The 15,848-nt window shown below is 28.8% G+C and carries 17 protein-coding genes; 11 read left to right on the top strand and 6 right to left on the bottom strand.

All coding sequences use genetic code 11. From position 1 onward, the window contains the following. The 4 genes from ACTTAU_RS02670 to ACTTAU_RS02655 all read right to left on the bottom strand — a co-directional run bounded on the left by ACTTAU_RS02670 (window position 1) and on the right by ACTTAU_RS02655 (window position 3,867). Window positions 1-534 (bottom strand): TRAP transporter small permease, encoded by a 534-nt coding sequence (locus tag ACTTAU_RS02670; RefSeq protein WP_438305801.1) that lies wholly within the window; start codon window positions 532-534, stop codon window positions 1-3. Between the two features lie 8 nt (window positions 535-542). Beyond that, window positions 543-1,499 carry a TRAP transporter substrate-binding protein DctP gene (dctP, locus tag ACTTAU_RS02665; protein ID WP_440632923.1) on the bottom strand — a complete coding sequence of 319 codons (957 nt, stop codon included), beginning with the start codon at window positions 1,497-1,499 and terminating at the stop codon, window positions 543-545. Window positions 1,500-1,627: 128 nt separating this feature from the next. Continuing rightward, window positions 1,628-2,665, bottom strand: coding sequence for a Gfo/Idh/MocA family protein (locus ACTTAU_RS02660; protein ID WP_438305802.1), 1,038 nt, complete (start codon window positions 2,663-2,665; stop codon window positions 1,628-1,630). A gap of 17 nt (window positions 2,666-2,682) precedes the next feature. After that, the gene (locus ACTTAU_RS02655) at window positions 2,683-3,867 is read right to left on the bottom strand and encodes a pyridoxal phosphate-dependent aminotransferase (RefSeq protein ID WP_438305805.1); all 1,185 of its coding nucleotides are present in this window, start codon (window positions 3,865-3,867) and stop codon (window positions 2,683-2,685) included. Window positions 3,868-3,903: 36 nt separating this feature from the next. Between ACTTAU_RS02655 and uvrB the strand changes: the two genes are divergently transcribed. The 5 genes from uvrB to pgsA are packed head-to-tail and all read left to right on the top strand — an operon-like array spanning window position 3,904 to window position 9,643. Then, window positions 3,904-6,078: an excinuclease ABC subunit UvrB gene (gene uvrB, locus ACTTAU_RS02650; protein WP_438305807.1), complete on the top strand. Its 2,175-nt coding sequence runs from the start codon at window positions 3,904-3,906 to the stop codon at window positions 6,076-6,078. Continuing rightward, window positions 6,060-6,812: an SDR family oxidoreductase gene (locus tag ACTTAU_RS02645; protein ID WP_438305809.1), complete on the top strand. Its 753-nt coding sequence runs from the start codon at window positions 6,060-6,062 to the stop codon at window positions 6,810-6,812. Before uvrB ends, ACTTAU_RS02645 begins: the two co-directional genes overlap by 19 nt. Further along, window positions 6,809-7,234, top strand: a complete 426-nt coding sequence (locus tag ACTTAU_RS02640) for a dihydroneopterin aldolase (protein WP_085113848.1) — start codon at window positions 6,809-6,811, stop codon at window positions 7,232-7,234. Before ACTTAU_RS02645 ends, ACTTAU_RS02640 begins: the two co-directional genes overlap by 4 nt. Further along, window positions 7,221-9,056 (top strand): excinuclease ABC subunit UvrC, encoded by a 1,836-nt coding sequence (uvrC, locus tag ACTTAU_RS02635; protein WP_438305812.1) that lies wholly within the window; start codon window positions 7,221-7,223, stop codon window positions 9,054-9,056. The genes ACTTAU_RS02640 and uvrC overlap by 14 nt, the downstream gene beginning before the upstream one ends. Before the next feature lie 2 nt (window positions 9,057-9,058). Continuing rightward, window positions 9,059-9,643, top strand: coding sequence for a CDP-diacylglycerol--glycerol-3-phosphate 3-phosphatidyltransferase (gene pgsA, locus ACTTAU_RS02630; protein ID WP_438305814.1), 585 nt, complete (start codon window positions 9,059-9,061; stop codon window positions 9,641-9,643). On the opposite strand, the gene ACTTAU_RS02625 is transcribed toward pgsA, so the two are convergent. Further along, window positions 9,640-10,521, bottom strand: coding sequence for a branched-chain amino acid aminotransferase (locus ACTTAU_RS02625; RefSeq protein ID WP_438305816.1), 882 nt, complete (start codon window positions 10,519-10,521; stop codon window positions 9,640-9,642). The genes pgsA and ACTTAU_RS02625 overlap by 4 nt on opposite strands. A 68-nt stretch (window positions 10,522-10,589) precedes the next feature. Between ACTTAU_RS02625 and ACTTAU_RS02620 the strand changes: the two genes are divergently transcribed. The 3 genes from ACTTAU_RS02620 to ACTTAU_RS02610 are packed head-to-tail and all read left to right on the top strand — an operon-like array spanning window position 10,590 to window position 12,997. Beyond that, window positions 10,590-11,027, top strand: a complete 438-nt coding sequence (locus ACTTAU_RS02620) for a MarR family winged helix-turn-helix transcriptional regulator (RefSeq protein ID WP_438305818.1) — start codon at window positions 10,590-10,592, stop codon at window positions 11,025-11,027. Continuing rightward, a complete protein-coding gene (locus ACTTAU_RS02615; protein WP_438305820.1) occupies window positions 11,020-11,697 on the top strand; it encodes a response regulator transcription factor in 678 nt (225 codons plus the stop codon). Before ACTTAU_RS02620 ends, ACTTAU_RS02615 begins: the two co-directional genes overlap by 8 nt. Beyond that, window positions 11,678-12,997: an ATP-binding protein gene (locus tag ACTTAU_RS02610; protein ID WP_438305822.1), complete on the top strand. Its 1,320-nt coding sequence runs from the start codon at window positions 11,678-11,680 to the stop codon at window positions 12,995-12,997. Before ACTTAU_RS02615 ends, ACTTAU_RS02610 begins: the two co-directional genes overlap by 20 nt. Here the strand turns inward: ACTTAU_RS02610 and ACTTAU_RS02605 are convergent. Beyond that, on the bottom strand, window positions 12,975-13,226 hold the full coding sequence (locus ACTTAU_RS02605; RefSeq protein ID WP_085113841.1) for a hypothetical protein: 252 nt from the start codon (window positions 13,224-13,226) through the stop codon (window positions 12,975-12,977). The two genes, ACTTAU_RS02610 and ACTTAU_RS02605, sit on opposite strands and share 23 nt — an antisense overlap. 50 nt (window positions 13,227-13,276) lie before the next feature. Here ACTTAU_RS02605 and lgt point away from each other — a divergent pair, with 50 nt between their 5' ends. Genes lgt through pgeF form a run of 3 tightly spaced genes read left to right on the top strand, consistent with a single transcriptional unit; the run spans window position 13,277 to window position 15,844 of the window. Beyond that, window positions 13,277-14,056 (top strand): prolipoprotein diacylglyceryl transferase, encoded by a 780-nt coding sequence (gene lgt, locus ACTTAU_RS02600; protein ID WP_438305824.1) that lies wholly within the window; start codon window positions 13,277-13,279, stop codon window positions 14,054-14,056. Continuing rightward, window positions 14,037-15,086: an SAM-dependent methyltransferase gene (locus ACTTAU_RS02595; protein ID WP_438305826.1), complete on the top strand. Its 1,050-nt coding sequence runs from the start codon at window positions 14,037-14,039 to the stop codon at window positions 15,084-15,086. Before lgt ends, ACTTAU_RS02595 begins: the two co-directional genes overlap by 20 nt. Further along, window positions 15,083-15,844 (top strand): peptidoglycan editing factor PgeF, encoded by a 762-nt coding sequence (pgeF, locus tag ACTTAU_RS02590; RefSeq protein ID WP_438305829.1) that lies wholly within the window; start codon window positions 15,083-15,085, stop codon window positions 15,842-15,844. Before ACTTAU_RS02595 ends, pgeF begins: the two co-directional genes overlap by 4 nt. Window positions 15,845-15,848 lie beyond the last annotated feature (4 nt).

Below are 15,848 nucleotides of genomic sequence, written 5' to 3'. Positions count from 1 at the left end.
TTAATATCTGACTACAGATCTTAATTTATTTTGATCACTATTTTCGGGCCCTTTTTGAATGATTTTTTTTAACTTCCAAATATAATTTGCTATTAAGGAAATCATAAAAATTCCATAGATAGAAAAAACATAACTCAATTTAATTTTTTCACCAGTGATTGGAAATCTAACAGTTGAAGTTTTTCTCATTTTCATCCAGTCAATATAATCTACAGTTGGTAATAGTGCCCATCCCATAATTATTATAATTGCCAAGCATGAAATAATTGACATTATAAATTTTGCTTTATTGGATGATGCTGAATAAATAAGATTAAATTTAACATGATCTTTTTCTTGTACTAAACAAGCACAACAAAAAAAAACTATCCAAACCCATAAGATACGACATAGTTCTAAGGTCCATCCAAAAGGAGAATTTAGGACATATCTGGAAAATATTTGTAAAAGAAATGTTAAGAATAATGCCGCCAACAAAGTAGCGGCAATTATTTTTGAAGTTTGATTAAAATATTTTTGAATTAAATTAATCAAAAATAACTTTAGTTACCTAAAGAGTTTATCTTCTCTAAAACTCCCTTAGGCCAGCTTTTAGCAAATTCACTTCCGACATATTGGGCTTGAACGTGTTTTCTAAATGCTGCAGAGTCTGGTTCGTAGATATCCAAACCTTGTGATCTTACAAAATCAGCTAAACCATTCTCTAATTGTAACTGTCTTAATCGACCCCAAGAGGCAGCTGCATCAGCTGCTTGCTGAACTCTAAGTTTTTGATCACCTGAAAGTTTATCCCAAGTTTTTTTAGAAAAAGCTATGTAGTTTAAATCAACCAAATGTGAAGTTAGTACAATTTGTTTGGTAACTTCATAAAACTTTTTGTCTACTACAGTTGGTAAAGGATTGTCTTGACCATCAACAGCACCTGTTTGTAAAGCTGTATAAACTTCATTAAATGCAAGTGGTGTTGGCGATGCACCTAAAGTTTTACCTAAGAACTGCCATGCATCTGTACCAGGCATTCTTAAATTAACGCCCTTTAAATCTGCTGGAGTTTTAACCGTTAACTCATCTTTACTTTGTCTTAGGTTCACATGTCTTTTTCCTAAGTACATTACAGAAAGAAGTTTAACACCTAATTCATCCTCAACTTTTTTCTTAAATGGATCCATTAACTCATGATTAAACACTCTTACTTGGTGTGCTGCATCTTGGTGAACGTATCCAGTAGCAAAAATTGAAAATTCAGGAAAAAACTGTGCTAATTCTTGAGCAGATGTAATTGACATTGTTAAATTACCTCTACTGATAGCATCAAGCTCTGTACCTTGATCGAACATTGTTGAGTTGTAACCAACTTTAACATCAGCAAAATCTGAAATCATTGGCAACATCACGTTTGCTATTGCAACTGAACGTGCATCAGTTTCAGAGCCGGAAGTTGCCATAGTCAACTTAAGTTTTGCTGAATAACTTGGTGAAATCATTGAAACAGTTAACATCACTAAAGATGCAACTGATAAAATAAATTTCTTAGTTATATTTTTAAACATAATTATCCCTCTTTTTTTTATTAAAATAGTGATTAAATTATTTGCAAAATTTATTTAATGCAACGTGGTATAAAAAATTAAATTCTTATTTTTTTCCCAGTTTTTGTACTTTTTTTAATAGCCTCAAAAATTTTTAATAAATTTAAACCATCATCACCTGTGACTTTTGGTTTTGTTTTTTTGAGTATTACGTCTGAAAAATGATTTATCTGATTTATTAATGTTTTAGTATCTTTTTTTTCTTTTTTACCCTCTACAGAAATATTATTCCACCAACTCTTTTCTTTTTTATAACACCAATATTTCAAATTTGGAAATTGTATAGATCCTTTTGTTCCACCAATATAATATGCTGACTGATTAGTGATTGGATAAGCTGGATTTTCTCCAGCTGTTAATTCATAACTCCATGGGCTTACAATAGTATCAGAGATATTTAAAGTGCATAATGCTCCAGAACTAAATATAAGGTTAACTGTAGCGGTATCTTCAACACTAAATTTTCTTATTTTATTAGATTTAAAAGCTTGAACATATCTAACTGAACCCAATAAGTAGCAGATTATATCTAAATCATGGACTAAATTAATATTAATAGGTCCGCCACCTTTTTTTGTTCTCCATTTAGTTTTGAAGTATTCTTTATGTTTGTAAATCCAACACATTACATTAGCAGAAACTAACTTACCTAATTTATCTGAAGATAAAATTTTCTTAACTTTTGATATAATCAAGTTATGTCTTCTATGAAACCCAATTAGCAAAGGTGTCTTATATTGCTTGGAATATTTTATAATATTTTTTGCTGAATTAATATTATGAGAAATTGGTTTTTCTAATAGAACTGGTATTTTATTTTTTAAAAAAATATTTGCATGTTTTTCATGAAGTTGATTTGGCGTTGCAATGATAACTCCATCAGGTTTGTTAAATTTTAATAAATCATTAATGTTTCTGAATAATCTAGATTTATATTTTTTTGATATTTCTTGAGCATTTAAATTGATATCTACAACTGAATGAAGACTTGTTTTCTTGGAATTTTTGATTGCCTTAAGATGCTGAATACCCATTAAGCCAGTACCAACAACTGAAATTTTTAATTTTTTATTCACTAAACTGAAATAAATAATTATAAACTTTCACAAAAAGATCTTATTCTTTCCATTGCCTTTTTTAAATTTTGCATAGAAGTTGCATAAGAAATTCTAAAGTATCCATCTAAACCAAAGGCTGATCCTTGAACAACAGCAACATTTGATTTTTCTAATAATTTTTGAACAAAATCAGTATCTGTTTTTAGTCCAGTTTTTTTATTTAAAAGACCTTTGCAACTTGGGAAAACATAAAATGCACCATTAGGGGTTAGACAACTTACTCCTTCTATCGCATTTAAACTTTTTACAACAAAATTTCTTCTTTCTTTAAATGCCTTAGATCTTTTTTTAATAAAACTTTGATTTCCGTTTAAAGCTTCTACTGCAGCAGCTTGGCTTATTGATGATGGATTTGAAGTTGATTGTGATTGAATTTTTCCAATTGCTTTAATGATATCTTTTGGTCCTGCTGCATATCCAATTCTCCAACCAGTCATTGCATAAGATTTACTAACACCATTCATGGTTAAAGTTCTATCTTTTAATTTAGAAACTTGAGCAATAGTATAAAATTTAAATTTATCATAACTTATATGTTCATAGATATCGTCGCTCAAAATATGTACGTTTTTATGTTTCGCTAGCACTTTTGCTAGATCATTAATTTCTTTTTTAGAATAACCAGCACCTGTTGGATTTGATGGCGAGTTCAAAATTAGCCATTTTGTTTTTTTTGTAATTGCTTTTCTTAATAATTGTGGAGTTAATTTAAAGCCATCGGCTTCACCACACTTAACAATTTTTGGCTTTCCACCTGCAAGTAAAACCATATCGGGATATGAAACCCAATAAGGCGCTGGAATTATAACTTCATCACCTTTATTCAAAGTGGCCATAAAAGCATTATACAAAACCTGTTTTCCGCCAGTACCAACTGTTATTTGGTCAGCAGTAAATTTTAGATTATTTTCTCTTTTAAATTTGTTTACAATTGCTTTTTTCAATGAGGGTGTTCCATCAACTGCCGTATACTTAGTGTCACCATCTTTGATTGCTTTTATTGCAGCTCTTTTAACATTATCAGGAGTATCAAAATCTGGTTCACCAGCTCCTAATCCAATTACATCTTTACCAGCAGCTCTGAGCTCTCTTGCTTTTTGAGTTACAGCAATAGTTGGAGATGGTTTAATTCGTTTTAAACTGTTTGATATTATGCTCATTGAAATAAAATTTAATTCTAATACGCTGTTTAATATATGGAAAATACTTATCAAGATTTAATTACTGATATTCAAAGTAAAAATCCCAAAATCAGTGGAAAACTTGAGGGTGGAAAAAAATTTAAAATTAAATCGGATTTTAAACCTGCGGGTGATCAACCAGAAGCAATTAAAAAGCTTGTTAATGGTGCAAATAAAGATCAATTCAACCAGGTACTACTTGGCGTTACCGGTTCGGGAAAAACATTTACAATGGCAAAAGTCATTGAAGCAACTAATCGTCCAGCACTAATTTTAGCACCAAATAAAACTCTTGCCGCACAACTTTATGGAGAAATGAAATCTTTTTTTCCAGATAACGCTGTTGAGTACTTTGTTTCATATTATGATTACTACACTCCAGAAGCCTATGTTCCAAGATCAGACACTTACATTGAAAAAGAAGCTTCAATTAATGAGCAAATTGATCGAATGAGACATTCAGCTACAAGATCACTTTTAGAGAGAGATGATGTTTTAATTGTTGCAAGTGTTTCTTGTATTTATGGATTAGGGTCAGTTGAAGCCTATAGTAAAATGACATTAACGCTTCAAAAAAATTATGATTATAACCGCGAGGAAATCATTAAATCTTTAGTTGCTCTTCAGTATAAAAGAAATGACCAAAATTTTTACAGAGGAACTTTTAGAGCTAGAGGAGAATATCTAGAAATTTTTCCTTCTCATCTAGAAGATAGAGCTTGGAGACTTTCTTTATTTGGAGATAAGCTAGAACAAATAGAGGAATTCGATCCTTTAACCGGAGATAGAGTAAGAGAATTAAGTTTAGTAAAAGTTTATGCAAATAGTCACTACATAACTCCTAAACCAACCATAGAACAAGCAGTTATTAATATTAAAAGAGAATTAGAAGTAACTTTAAAAAAGCATAGAGCTGAAAATAAATTGTTAGAAGCCCAAAGATTAGAAGAAAGAACTAAATTTGATCTTGAAATGATTGAAGCAACAGGCTCTTGTGCTGGTATTGAAAACTACTCTAGATTTTTATCTGGAAGAAAACCTGGTGAGCCCCCACCAACACTTTTTGAATATTTTCCAGACAATACTTTAATATTTGTAGATGAATGTCACGTGACCGTCCCTCAATTAAATGGAATGTATAAAGGGGATAGATCAAGAAAGAGCACTTTAGCCGAATATGGTTTTCGACTTCCATCATGTATGGATAATAGACCATTGAAATTTGAGGAATGGGACATGATGAGGACCCAAACTGTTTTTGTCTCTGCTACTCCTGGACCATGGGAGTTGGAACAAACAAAAGGTAAATATATTGATCAAGTCATTAGACCAACAGGATTAATTGATCCAGTAGTCGAAATTAGACCTGCAAAAAACCAAGTAGATGACTTAATGCATGAGTGCAAACATGTTATTGAAAATAATCATAGAGTTCTAGTTACAACACTTACCAAAAAAATGGCTGAAGATTTAACTGAGTATCTTCACGAAAATGGAATCAAAGTTCGATACCTTCATTCAGATATAGACACATTGGAGAGAATTGAAATAATGAGAGATCTAAGAATGGGTGTGTTTGATGTGCTCGTTGGTATCAATCTTTTAAGGGAAGGATTAGATATTCCAGAGTGTGCACTTGTTGGAATTTTAGATGCAGATAAAGAAGGCTTTCTAAGATCTGAAACTTCATTAATACAAACAATTGGAAGAGCAGCAAGAAATGTAGATGGTAAAGTAATTCTTTACGCAGATAAGGAAACAAAAAGTATTAAAAAAGCAATTGCCGAGACAGACAGAAGAAGGAACATACAATTAGCTTATAACAAGAAACACAAGATTGATGCAAAAACAGTCAAAAAAGAAATCAGTGATATATTAGAAAGTGTCTACGAAAAAGATTATGTAAAAATAAGTGAAGGATCAAATGTAGGAGGAAATCTTAAAAAACACCTAAAGGCATTGGATAAAAAGATGAAAGAGGCTGCATCAAATTTAGAGTTTGAAGAAGCGGCAAAAATTAGGGATGAAATTAGAAAATTAGAAAGTACCGAATTAGAAATCACATTAAATCCAAAAATCAGACAATATGATGTAAAAAATAAATTATATCCAAAAGGTAGATCAACAATGGGTATGCCAGGAACTAAGGTTACTAAAAAAAGAGACAAAAAATGGAAGCACGGAAAATAATAATTACAGGTGGGGCAACAAGAATTGGTGCTGCAATTGCAAAGAAATTATCTGGTCCCAATAAAGAGATTGTTATTCATTTTAATAAATCTAGGTCTAAAGCTGAAAAATTAAAAAAAGAATTGTCAGAAAATGGTACTAAAATTTATTTGATTAAAGGTGATTTGGAAAAAGAAAATGACATTAATAAAATAATGAAATTTTCAAAATTAAAACTTAAATATTTTGACTGTTTAATAAATAATGCTTCGTTATTCGAAAATGATAAATTAGAAAACTTTACTTCAAAAAGTTGGGATAAACATATTAATATAAATTTAAGATCACCAGCTTTATTGTCTAAAAGTTTTGCAAAAAATGCTAAGGGTTTAAATAATAATATTATAAATATAATAGACCAAAGAGTTTTTAAGCTTACACCTTATTTTTTTTCTTACACTATAAGCAAAACTGGACTTTATACACTTACCAAAACAAGTGCAATGAGCTTAGCTCCAAAAATTAGAGTTAACGGAATTGCGCCTGGGCCAACTATTAAAAATCAAAGGCAATCTGAAAAACACTTTAAAAAACAATATTTAGCAACCCCTCTAAAAAGACAAGTTGATGTAAAGCAAATTTGTAATGCTGTTGACTTTTTTATAAAAAATATATCTATTACCGGTCAGGTCTTAGCTGTAGATAGTGGGCAAAGTCTTAATTGGAAAACACCTGATATAATGACGAAAGAATGAAAAAAAATAATCTAAACGTTGTAAAAATTGATAAGAATAAAAGTTTATTCAACTACGAAAAAAAAATATTAATCAATGAATTGGTGTTAGATTTAAAACTTGGTTATTACGACTTTGAAAAAAATAAAACCCAAAAAGTAAAATTTAGCTTAGAAATTGATTATGAAGATAAGAAGCCATCAAATGATAAAGATATAAAATCAATTGTAAATTACGGTACAATTGTAAAATTAATAACAAAGCTTGTTAAGAAAAAACACTACAACTTCCTTGAGACTTTAGCTGAAGCAGTTTTTGATGAATTATTTAAAGACAAAAGAATTGCTAAAATAATGTTGAAAATTGAAAAATTAGAAATTTTGAAACAATGCTCGTCTGTTGGTATCCAAATTACCAAAAAAAGAAGTCATGATAAGCTCTGAAATTGGAAAAGAAGTAATTAAAAAAGAGCTCCCTTTAGTTCCTAAACTGCCAGGTGTTTATAGGATGCTAAATGAGAAAAACGATATTTTATATGTTGGTAAAGCCAAAAATCTACCCAATAGACTTAAAAGTTATGTTGCAGAAAAAAATCATATTATTCGAACCGAAAGAATGCTTTCTCAGACGAGAAAACTTGAAATTACAACTACCTCAAATGAGAGTGAAGCATTACTTTTAGAGGCAAACTTAATTAAAAAATTTAAACCTAAATTTAATATTTTATTAAGAGATGATAAATCCTTCCCATTTATATTCATTGGTAACAAAGATAAATGGCCGCAAATAAAAAGACATAGAGGAAAAAAATCAAAAGAAGGTTTTTATTTTGGTCCATTTGCATCTGCAGGATCTGCAAATTGGACTATTAAAATGATACAAAAAATTTTTCATCTCAGAGTTTGTGATGATACTGTTTTTAAAAATAGAGAAAGACCCTGTATTCTTTATCAAATCAAAAGATGTTCGGGACCATGTGTTGGTTATGTAGAAAAAAATGAGTACCAGCAGACAGTTGACGATGCAATCGAATTTGTGTCTGGCAAATCAAGAAAGATACAAAAAAATTTATCAAATCAAATGGAGAAAGCTAGTGAAGAGTTGGACTTTGAAAAAGCTGTAATTCTAAGAGATAGAATTAAAGCACTAAATATTATTCAATCTTCTCAGAGAATTAATGAAGCAAATTTAGTAGAGGCAGATGTAATTGCTGGTTATAAAGAGTCAGGCAAAACATGTATTCAAGTTTTTTTTTATAGATCAAAGCAAAACTGGGGAAATCAAGCCTTTTTTCCAAAACATGATCCAGATGAAAATTTAAGTGAAATTTTGAATTCATTCATTTCTCAGTTTTATGAAAACAAAAGTGTACCCTCAGCAATAATTTTATCGGAAGAAATAAAAGAAAAAATTTTAATTGAAAAAACTCTAACTGAAAAAGAAGGCAAACAAATAAGCATTACTGTTGCTAAAAAAGGATCAAAACTCAAAGTTGTTAATCAAGCAATTAAAAACGCTAAAGATAGCTTAAATAGAAAACTTTATGAAAGTCAGAATAACAAAGAACTTTTTGATCAAATTACAAAAAAATTCAATCTTGAGACAAGTATTAATCTAATAGAAGTCTACGATAACAGTCACATTCAAGGAACAAATAGTGTTGGAGCTATGATAGCTTATGGTGATGAGGGCTTTATTAAAAAAAGATATAGAAAGTTTAATATTAAACATAAAGAAAATGAACAAGATGATTATGGAATGATGAGAGAGGTATTGAGCAGGAGGTTTAAAAGAGCCGTTCAAGAAAAAGATAACTCCCTATCCTTTCCTGATTTAGTCATGGTAGATGGTGGAAAAGGTCAATATTCAGTTGCTAGAGAAAGTTTAAATGAATTAGGTCTTCACGATATTCCTATTATAGCAATTGCAAAAGGCAAATTTAGAAATAGTGGAAATGAAACTTTTTTCCACAATGGAAAAGAATTTAAATTTTCTAAAAATGATCCAGCCTTATTTTTTCTTCAAAGAATAAGAGATGAGTCGCATAGGTTCGCAATCAGTGCCCATAGAGCAAAAAGGAAGAAAGGTATCAGTAAATCCTTATTAGATCAGATTGAAGGTATTGGTGCTATTAGAAAAAGAGCCTTATTAAATCACTTTGGATCAGCAAGATCGGTTGAATCTGCAAGCTTGGATGAAATTAAATCAGTAGAAGGTGTTGAAGAAAAAGTGGCAAAAAAGATATATAACTTTTTTCACGAGTAATTATGTTAAAAAAAATTCCAAATATTCTTACAATCGGGCGAATTATAATTGTACCATTTTTTGTTTTAGCTTTTTATCTTCCTGGGTTTTATGGAGATTTAACAGCTCTAGTTTTGTTCATAATCGCATCTTTCACTGATTTTTTAGATGGCATGTTAGCAAGAATGTTAGGCGAAGAATCTAAGCTTGGAGAGCTATTAGATCCAATCGCTGATAAAATTATTATTGCAGCTGCTCTTATACTCTTAGTAATGGATGGAACTATAAAAAATTATGAAGTCATTGCTGCAATTATAATACTTACAAGAGAAATACTAATTTCAGGTCTTAGGGAGTTTCTTGCAAAAGGTAAAATCAAATTACCAGTTTCAAATCTTGCAAAATTAAAAACAGTTTTACAAATGGTTTCTATCGCATTGTTATTATCTGGAGATACTGGAAATAGAATTTTGAATTTCCAAGATTATAATGCACAAACTATAGGTATAATATTGTTGTGGCTAGCAGCTGCACTGACTTTATTTACTGGTTATGAATATATGCGTAAGGGCATTGATCACGCAATATCAGAAGATAATAAGGATTAAGCTGCTTTTTTCTTTCTAACTAGATTTTGATAACTTTCGTTTAAATCTATAATCAGATCACATACTTTAAATTGATTGTCTGCAATACATGAGACTGGTGTGACTTCTGCTGCTGTTCCAGTTAAAAAACAACCAATAAAATTAGAAAGTTCTGATGGATTAATTTTTCTTTCGTGCACTTTGATATTTTTTGATTTTGCAATATCAATAACTGTACGTCTTGTAATTCCGTCTAAAAACGAGTCTGGAATTGGAGTATGTATCTCATTATTCTTGTCTTTAAAAAAAATATTCGCTCCTGTAGCTTCAGCAACATTTCCTTCATGATCTAACATTAATGAGTCTGTGTAACCTTGTTTCTCTGCTTCATGTTTTGATAAAGTGCAAATCATATAAAGTCCTGACGCTTTCGTATCCCAGGGAATAGTATTTGGTGCAGGTCTTCTCCAATTTGAAATGTTTAATTTTATACCTTCAACTTTTAGCTTTGGATCAAAATAAGACCCCCATTCCCATGTAGCAATTGCAACATGAATTTTTGTTTGTTGAGCTGAGATAGCCATCATTTCACTTCCTCTCCAAATAGTAGGTCTTACATATCCATTTTCTACTTTTTGAACTGCGATAATTTTATTACAAGCATCATTAATTTCTGTTTCTGAATAAGGGATAGTCATCCCCATTCTCTTTGCTGAATAAAAAAGTCTTGAGGTGTGTTCTTCTAATTTAAATATAGATCCATCATAAACTCTTTCACCTTCAAATACACAACTAGCATAATGTAAGCCGTGATTTAAAACATGAATTTTAGCATCAGCCCAGTCTACAATCTCACTATTATACCAAATTTTTCCAGATCTTTTATCGTACGGTATCATTTATGAATTAAAAATTATTACTGAAAATTATCTTTGTATCTGTAATATGTCAATATAACTTACCCATCATGAAAGAACTTTTATATTTAAAAGATGATCAACTAAAGGATCTGATTGAAAAGTTATTTGTTAGCTATAGAGAAATCTTTTTAGACTCTAAAAAAGTTCTAAATAAGTATTCAATTGGTCTAGCCCACAATAAAGTCATACATCTCTTGTCAATGTATGAGGGTATCTCTATTTCTGACTTGTTAAAAAGGCTTAAGGTTACTAAACAAAGTTTAAATAGAGTGCTTAAAGATTTAATCAAATTAGAAATAGTTGATTTTAAAAAAGATGATCAGGATACAAGAGTAAAACATGTTTTTTTAAATGATAAGGGCAAAACTATCTCGGAAGAGATATTTCAGGCACAAAAAAAAAGGATATATAATGCTCTACTTAATTCAAAATCAGAAGAAGTATTAAACTTTGATAGCGTTTTACATAAAATCTTAAATGGATAATTATTTAGCTCACATTCTTGTTGTTGATGATGATGAGGGAATAAGATCATTAGTAAAGAAGTATCTAAATGAAAATCAATATTTAGTTAATACAGCGAGCAGTGCTGAAGATGCCTTTGAAAAGGTTAAAATTATAAAATTCGATCTGATAATTCTAGATATTATGATGCCAGGTAAAAGTGGATTAGATTTTATAAAAGAAAATAAAAAAGATTTAGATACACCAATAATTTTATTAACTGCAAAAGGACAGTCAGACGAAAGAGTTGAAGGTCTAGAAGTTGGTGCAGATGACTATTTACCAAAACCTTTTGAACCAAAAGAACTTCTTCTGCGTATTAAAAATATTTTAAATAAAACAAAAAAAATTGATCAAAAAAGAGTAATTGAATTTGAAAATATTAAAATTGACCTAAATAAACAATTAATATTCAAAAATGATATAGAATATAAAATAAACAATACTGAGAAAATCATCCTAGAGAAGATGATAAACAATCCTGGTAAAACTTTTGAAAGATTGGAAATTGGTAAATTGATTGATTTAGACAAAGAAAGATCAATTGATGTCATCATTACTCGTTTAAGAAAAAAAATAGAATTAGATCCAAAAAATCCTAAATTTCTACAAACAATAAGGGGTGCTGGTTATGTTTTATGGATTGAATAAATTTATAAAAGATTTATTGCCTAAAAGATTATTTTACAGAGCATTGCTGATTGTTGCTGTACCGGTAATTGTTATACAATTAATAATCACTATCGTTTTCTTTGATAGTCTTTGGATTAAAACCAACCAAGGTATGACAAGAGCTTTGGTTAATGAAATTAAAACTTTTATTGAAGTTTATAGTAACGATGATTATGACAAAGATGAGATCACTAATCTTTTTTCAGTATATCAGGATTTAAATATTGAATTTATAAACGAAGATGAATTTGAAAATCAATATAATGAAAGATGGTTTAGTCCAATAGACAGAACATTAAGAAGAGAATTAAAATCAAAATTTAATCTTGGACAGTATTGGTTCAGTACTACAAATTATAAGGAATTAATTGATTTAAGAATAAAATATCAGGATGGCTATTTTAAATTTCTTGTTCCAAAAGATAGACTGACTAGTTCATCAGCAAGAATATTTGGTTTATGGATAACCGTACCAGCGTTTATAATGGTAATTATATCTCTCATATTTTTAAAAAATCAAACAAGACCTATAACTGCACTTGCTAAGGCAGCTGAAAAATTTGGTAAAGGGGAAGAAATAGAGGAATTTAAACCTTCAGGAGCATCTGAAATAAGGCAGGCTGGTTTAGAATTTGATCGAATGAGAAAAAGAATATTAAGACATCTCAATCAAAGATCAGAAATGTTATCTGGTATAAGTCACGACCTCAGAACTCCATTAACAAGAATGAAATTGCAGACGGCCTTCATCAAGGATCAAGATATCTCAAGCAAATTAGTAGATGATATTAATGAAATGGAAAAAATGCTTAATGAATATCTTCAGTTTACAAGTTCAACTTATCTTGAAAAAGATGAATTATTTAATTTGAGTGAATTACTTCAAGAAATAATCAATAAATACAATAATCACAATATATCTAAAAATATTATTGAAAGAATTTATTTTAGTGGGAGAAAAAATTTAATTAATAGATGTATAAATAACTTAATTGATAATGCTTTAAAATATGGTGAAAATGTTCACATTGAACTTTCCAAGAAAAATTCAAATATTTTTATCAAAATTGAAGATGATGGACCTGGCATCCCTGAAAAAGAATACGACAATGTATTCAAACCTTTTTATAAAATAGATAAAGGAAGAGGCGATTCAAAATCTAGTGTTGGTTTAGGACTTTCAATTGCCTCAGATATTGTTCGATCCCATGGAGGAAACATTAAATTAGAAAAATCTAAATTAAATGGGCTTGAAGTTAGGATTTTTTTACCCGTTTAGTTTTTTTTTTCTTTGGTGATTGAAATTTTTCTATTTTTTTCTCTAAACTTTCTACCCTTTTAGATAGCACTTCAAATTCATCTTTGCTTGTAAGTTTCATTTTAAAAACAATTTCATCTCTTTTGGATTTTAAAATTGTCATTAGTTCATTTGCTATATCCCTAGATGAAACAAGACCTTGCTCAAATAGTTTTGCAAATTTATCAAATACGAATTTAGAATTTTTCATATATTTATTTATTATGTTAATATAACTATATCTTATATTTAATATTAATTATGTTCATCAATAATTTTGACCCAGTAGCAATTGAATTTTTTACTATTGAAATACGATGGTATTCACTTTCATACATAGCAGGTATTCTGCTAGGATGGTTTTTAGCTAAAAGATTTTTAAAAGATAAAGATATTTATGCAAGATTTGATGATTACATAACGTTTGTAATCATAGGAATAATTTTAGGTGGTAGATTTGGCTATGTTTTATTTTATAACCTCAGTTTTTATATTGAAAATCCCTTTGATATTTTCAAATTATGGCAAGGGGGTATGTCATTTCACGGTGGAGTTATAGGAATAATTATTGCAACTGTTTTATTTGCTAAAAAAAACAAAGATAATATTTTTGAATACCTTGATGTCATTGCAATTGTGTCCCCTATCGGTATATTTTTTGGAAGACTAGCAAATTTTATTAATTCTGAACTATATGGCCATGAAACAAACCTGCCATGGGGTGTCAAATTTATAAAAGTAGATGATTTATACAGACATCCAACTCAATTGTATGAAGCTTTTTTTGAAGGTTTTGTTTTATTTTTAATACTTCTATTCTGCAGAAAGATAGAAGGCTTAAAAAATGCTGGAATTTTATCTTCTCTATTTTTAATTTTTTATTCAATTTTTAGATTTACGATAGAATACTTCAGAGTCCCAGATGAGCAATTAGGTTATTTAATTTTAAATGCAACTATGGGTCAAATGATAAGTGTTTTATTTCTTTTAGCTGGAATACTTTTATTTTATTCAAAAATTAATGCTCAAAAAAAATCATAGTTTAACATTAGATAAATTCATTGAGTATTGTCTATACGACAAAAAAAATGGATATTATATGACTAAAAATCCATTTGGAGTAACTGGTGATTTTATTACAGCTCCAAATATTTCAAGATTATTTTCTGAAATGCTTGCTATCTGGACAATTAATTTTTGGGAAAACTTGGGGTGTCCTAAGAAATTCAATTTAATTGAGCTTGGAGCAGGTAATGGGGAAATGATGAAAATTATGATTGAAAGTTTTAAAAGATTTCCAATTTTTTTAGATAGATGCAATATAATCATTCATGAAAAGAGCCCAAAATTAATTGAAGTTCAAAAAAATAAAATTCAACATAAAAATGTTAAATGGGTAAAAGATTTTAAGAATTTAAATAAATTACCATGTATTTTTTTGGCTAATGAGTTTTTTGATGCAATACCAATTAAACAATATCTGAAAGAGAGAAATTTTTGGTATGAAAGATATGTAAAAATATCAAAAAACAATGATCTTAGTTTTAGTAAAAAAAGGAAAAACGTTAGTATTCTAGAAAAAAAAATTAATTTTAAAATTTCAAATAAATTAAATTTTATTGAATACTCACCTGTGGGAATGAAGTATTTAAAAGGATTAATAAAGATTATTAAAAGGTGTAAAGGCGGACTGTTAATTATTGATTATGGTTATTTTAAAAGCAAATTTAAAAATACATTAAAAGCAATATACGATAAAAATCATTCAGATATTTTAGAAAATATTGGTAAATCAGATATAACCTACAATATTAATTACTATTTATTTGATAAGATTATAAAAAATTATAAAGATCTTAATTATAATTATACTACACAAAAAAAATTTTTGACTAATTTAGGAATTTTTCAAAGAGCAGAAATTTTAAGTAAAAATAAAAAATTTTCAGAAAAAGCTGAAATATTTTATCGAGTAAAAAGACTTACAGATAGTAGCCAAATGGGAGATTTATTTAAGATAATGTTAATAAAAAATTCTGATATAGAATCTCAGTTAGGGTTTGAAAATTGATAAAGTCAAAAAAATTATCTCCTTTTTCAAAAATTAAACATGGATTCTTTAATAGAAGTGGAGGTGTTTCTGATGGAATTTATAAAAGTTTAAATTGTGGTATTGGATCAAAAGACAAAAAAAATAATGTCAAAAAAAATCTTGAAATCATAAAAAAAAAGCTAGGATCTAAAACCAAAGAAATCTTTCTAGTTAAACAATATCACAGTAATAAGTTTATATACTTAAACAAAAATTCTAAAATCAAAACAAGAACTATAACTGGTGATGCTATTGTAAGTGAAAAAAAAGGAGTCCCTATTGCAGTTCTAACTGCTGATTGTGTTCCAATCTTAGTTTACGATCATCAAAGAGAAATGATTGCTGCTATTCATGCTGGTTGGCGTGGAGCTTATAAAGATATTATAAAAAAAGTTATTCACTTTATGACAAAACAAGGCTGTAAAACTAAAAACATGATAGCAGCTATTGGACCCGCAATATCCCAGAAAAACTATGAAGTTGGGTTGGAGTTTAAAAAAAAATTTTTAATAAAGAATATAAATAACAATAAATTTTTTTCCTCCAAAAAAGAAATGATTTATTTTGATTTAAAGAGTTATGTTAGAAGTGAACTTAAATTAAATTTGATTAATAAAATAGATCTGATTGATAAGGATACTTATGTGAAAAAAAATAATTTTTTTAGCGCTAGAAGATCTTTAAAACTAAAAAATGATGATTATGGTAGAAATATATCTGTAATTATGATTAATTGAGTTA

Source organism: Candidatus Pelagibacter sp. HIMB1505, assembly GCF_052047915.1.
Classification (GTDB): Bacteria; Pseudomonadota; Alphaproteobacteria; order Pelagibacterales; family Pelagibacteraceae; genus Pelagibacter; species Pelagibacter communis_A.
Note: the sequence above shows the minus strand (reverse complement) of the source record. Positions and strands in the feature narration are given on the sequence as shown.

Bases quoted from the DNA above. Each gene is read 5' to 3' on its own strand.
- dctP (WP_440632923.1), bottom strand. From the start codon at position 1,499: ATGTTAACTGTTTCAATGATTTCACCAAGTTATTCAGCAAAACTTAAG.
- ACTTAU_RS02655 (WP_438305805.1), bottom strand. From the start codon at position 3,867: ATGAGCATAATATCAAACAGTTTAAAACGAATTAAACCATCTCCAACT.
- uvrB (WP_438305807.1), top strand. From the start codon at position 3,904: ATGGAAAATACTTATCAAGATTTAATTACTGATATTCAAAGTAAAAAT.
- ACTTAU_RS02645 (WP_438305809.1), top strand. From the start codon at position 6,060: ATGGAAGCACGGAAAATAATAATTACAGGTGGGGCAACAAGAATTGGT.
- ACTTAU_RS02640 (WP_085113848.1), top strand. From the start codon at position 6,809: ATGAAAAAAAATAATCTAAACGTTGTAAAAATTGATAAGAATAAAAGT.
- uvrC (WP_438305812.1), top strand. From the start codon at position 7,221: ATGATAAGCTCTGAAATTGGAAAAGAAGTAATTAAAAAAGAGCTCCCT.
- pgsA (WP_438305814.1), top strand. From the start codon at position 9,059: ATGTTAAAAAAAATTCCAAATATTCTTACAATCGGGCGAATTATAATT.
- ACTTAU_RS02625 (WP_438305816.1), bottom strand. From the start codon at position 10,521: ATGATACCGTACGATAAAAGATCTGGAAAAATTTGGTATAATAGTGAG.
- ACTTAU_RS02620 (WP_438305818.1), top strand. From the start codon at position 10,590: ATGAAAGAACTTTTATATTTAAAAGATGATCAACTAAAGGATCTGATT.
- ACTTAU_RS02615 (WP_438305820.1), top strand. From the start codon at position 11,020: ATGGATAATTATTTAGCTCACATTCTTGTTGTTGATGATGATGAGGGA.
- ACTTAU_RS02610 (WP_438305822.1), top strand. From the start codon at position 11,678: ATGTTTTATGGATTGAATAAATTTATAAAAGATTTATTGCCTAAAAGA.
- ACTTAU_RS02605 (WP_085113841.1), bottom strand. From the start codon at position 13,226: ATGAAAAATTCTAAATTCGTATTTGATAAATTTGCAAAACTATTTGAG.
- lgt (WP_438305824.1), top strand. From the start codon at position 13,277: ATGTTCATCAATAATTTTGACCCAGTAGCAATTGAATTTTTTACTATT.
- ACTTAU_RS02595 (WP_438305826.1), top strand. From the start codon at position 14,037: ATGCTCAAAAAAAATCATAGTTTAACATTAGATAAATTCATTGAGTAT.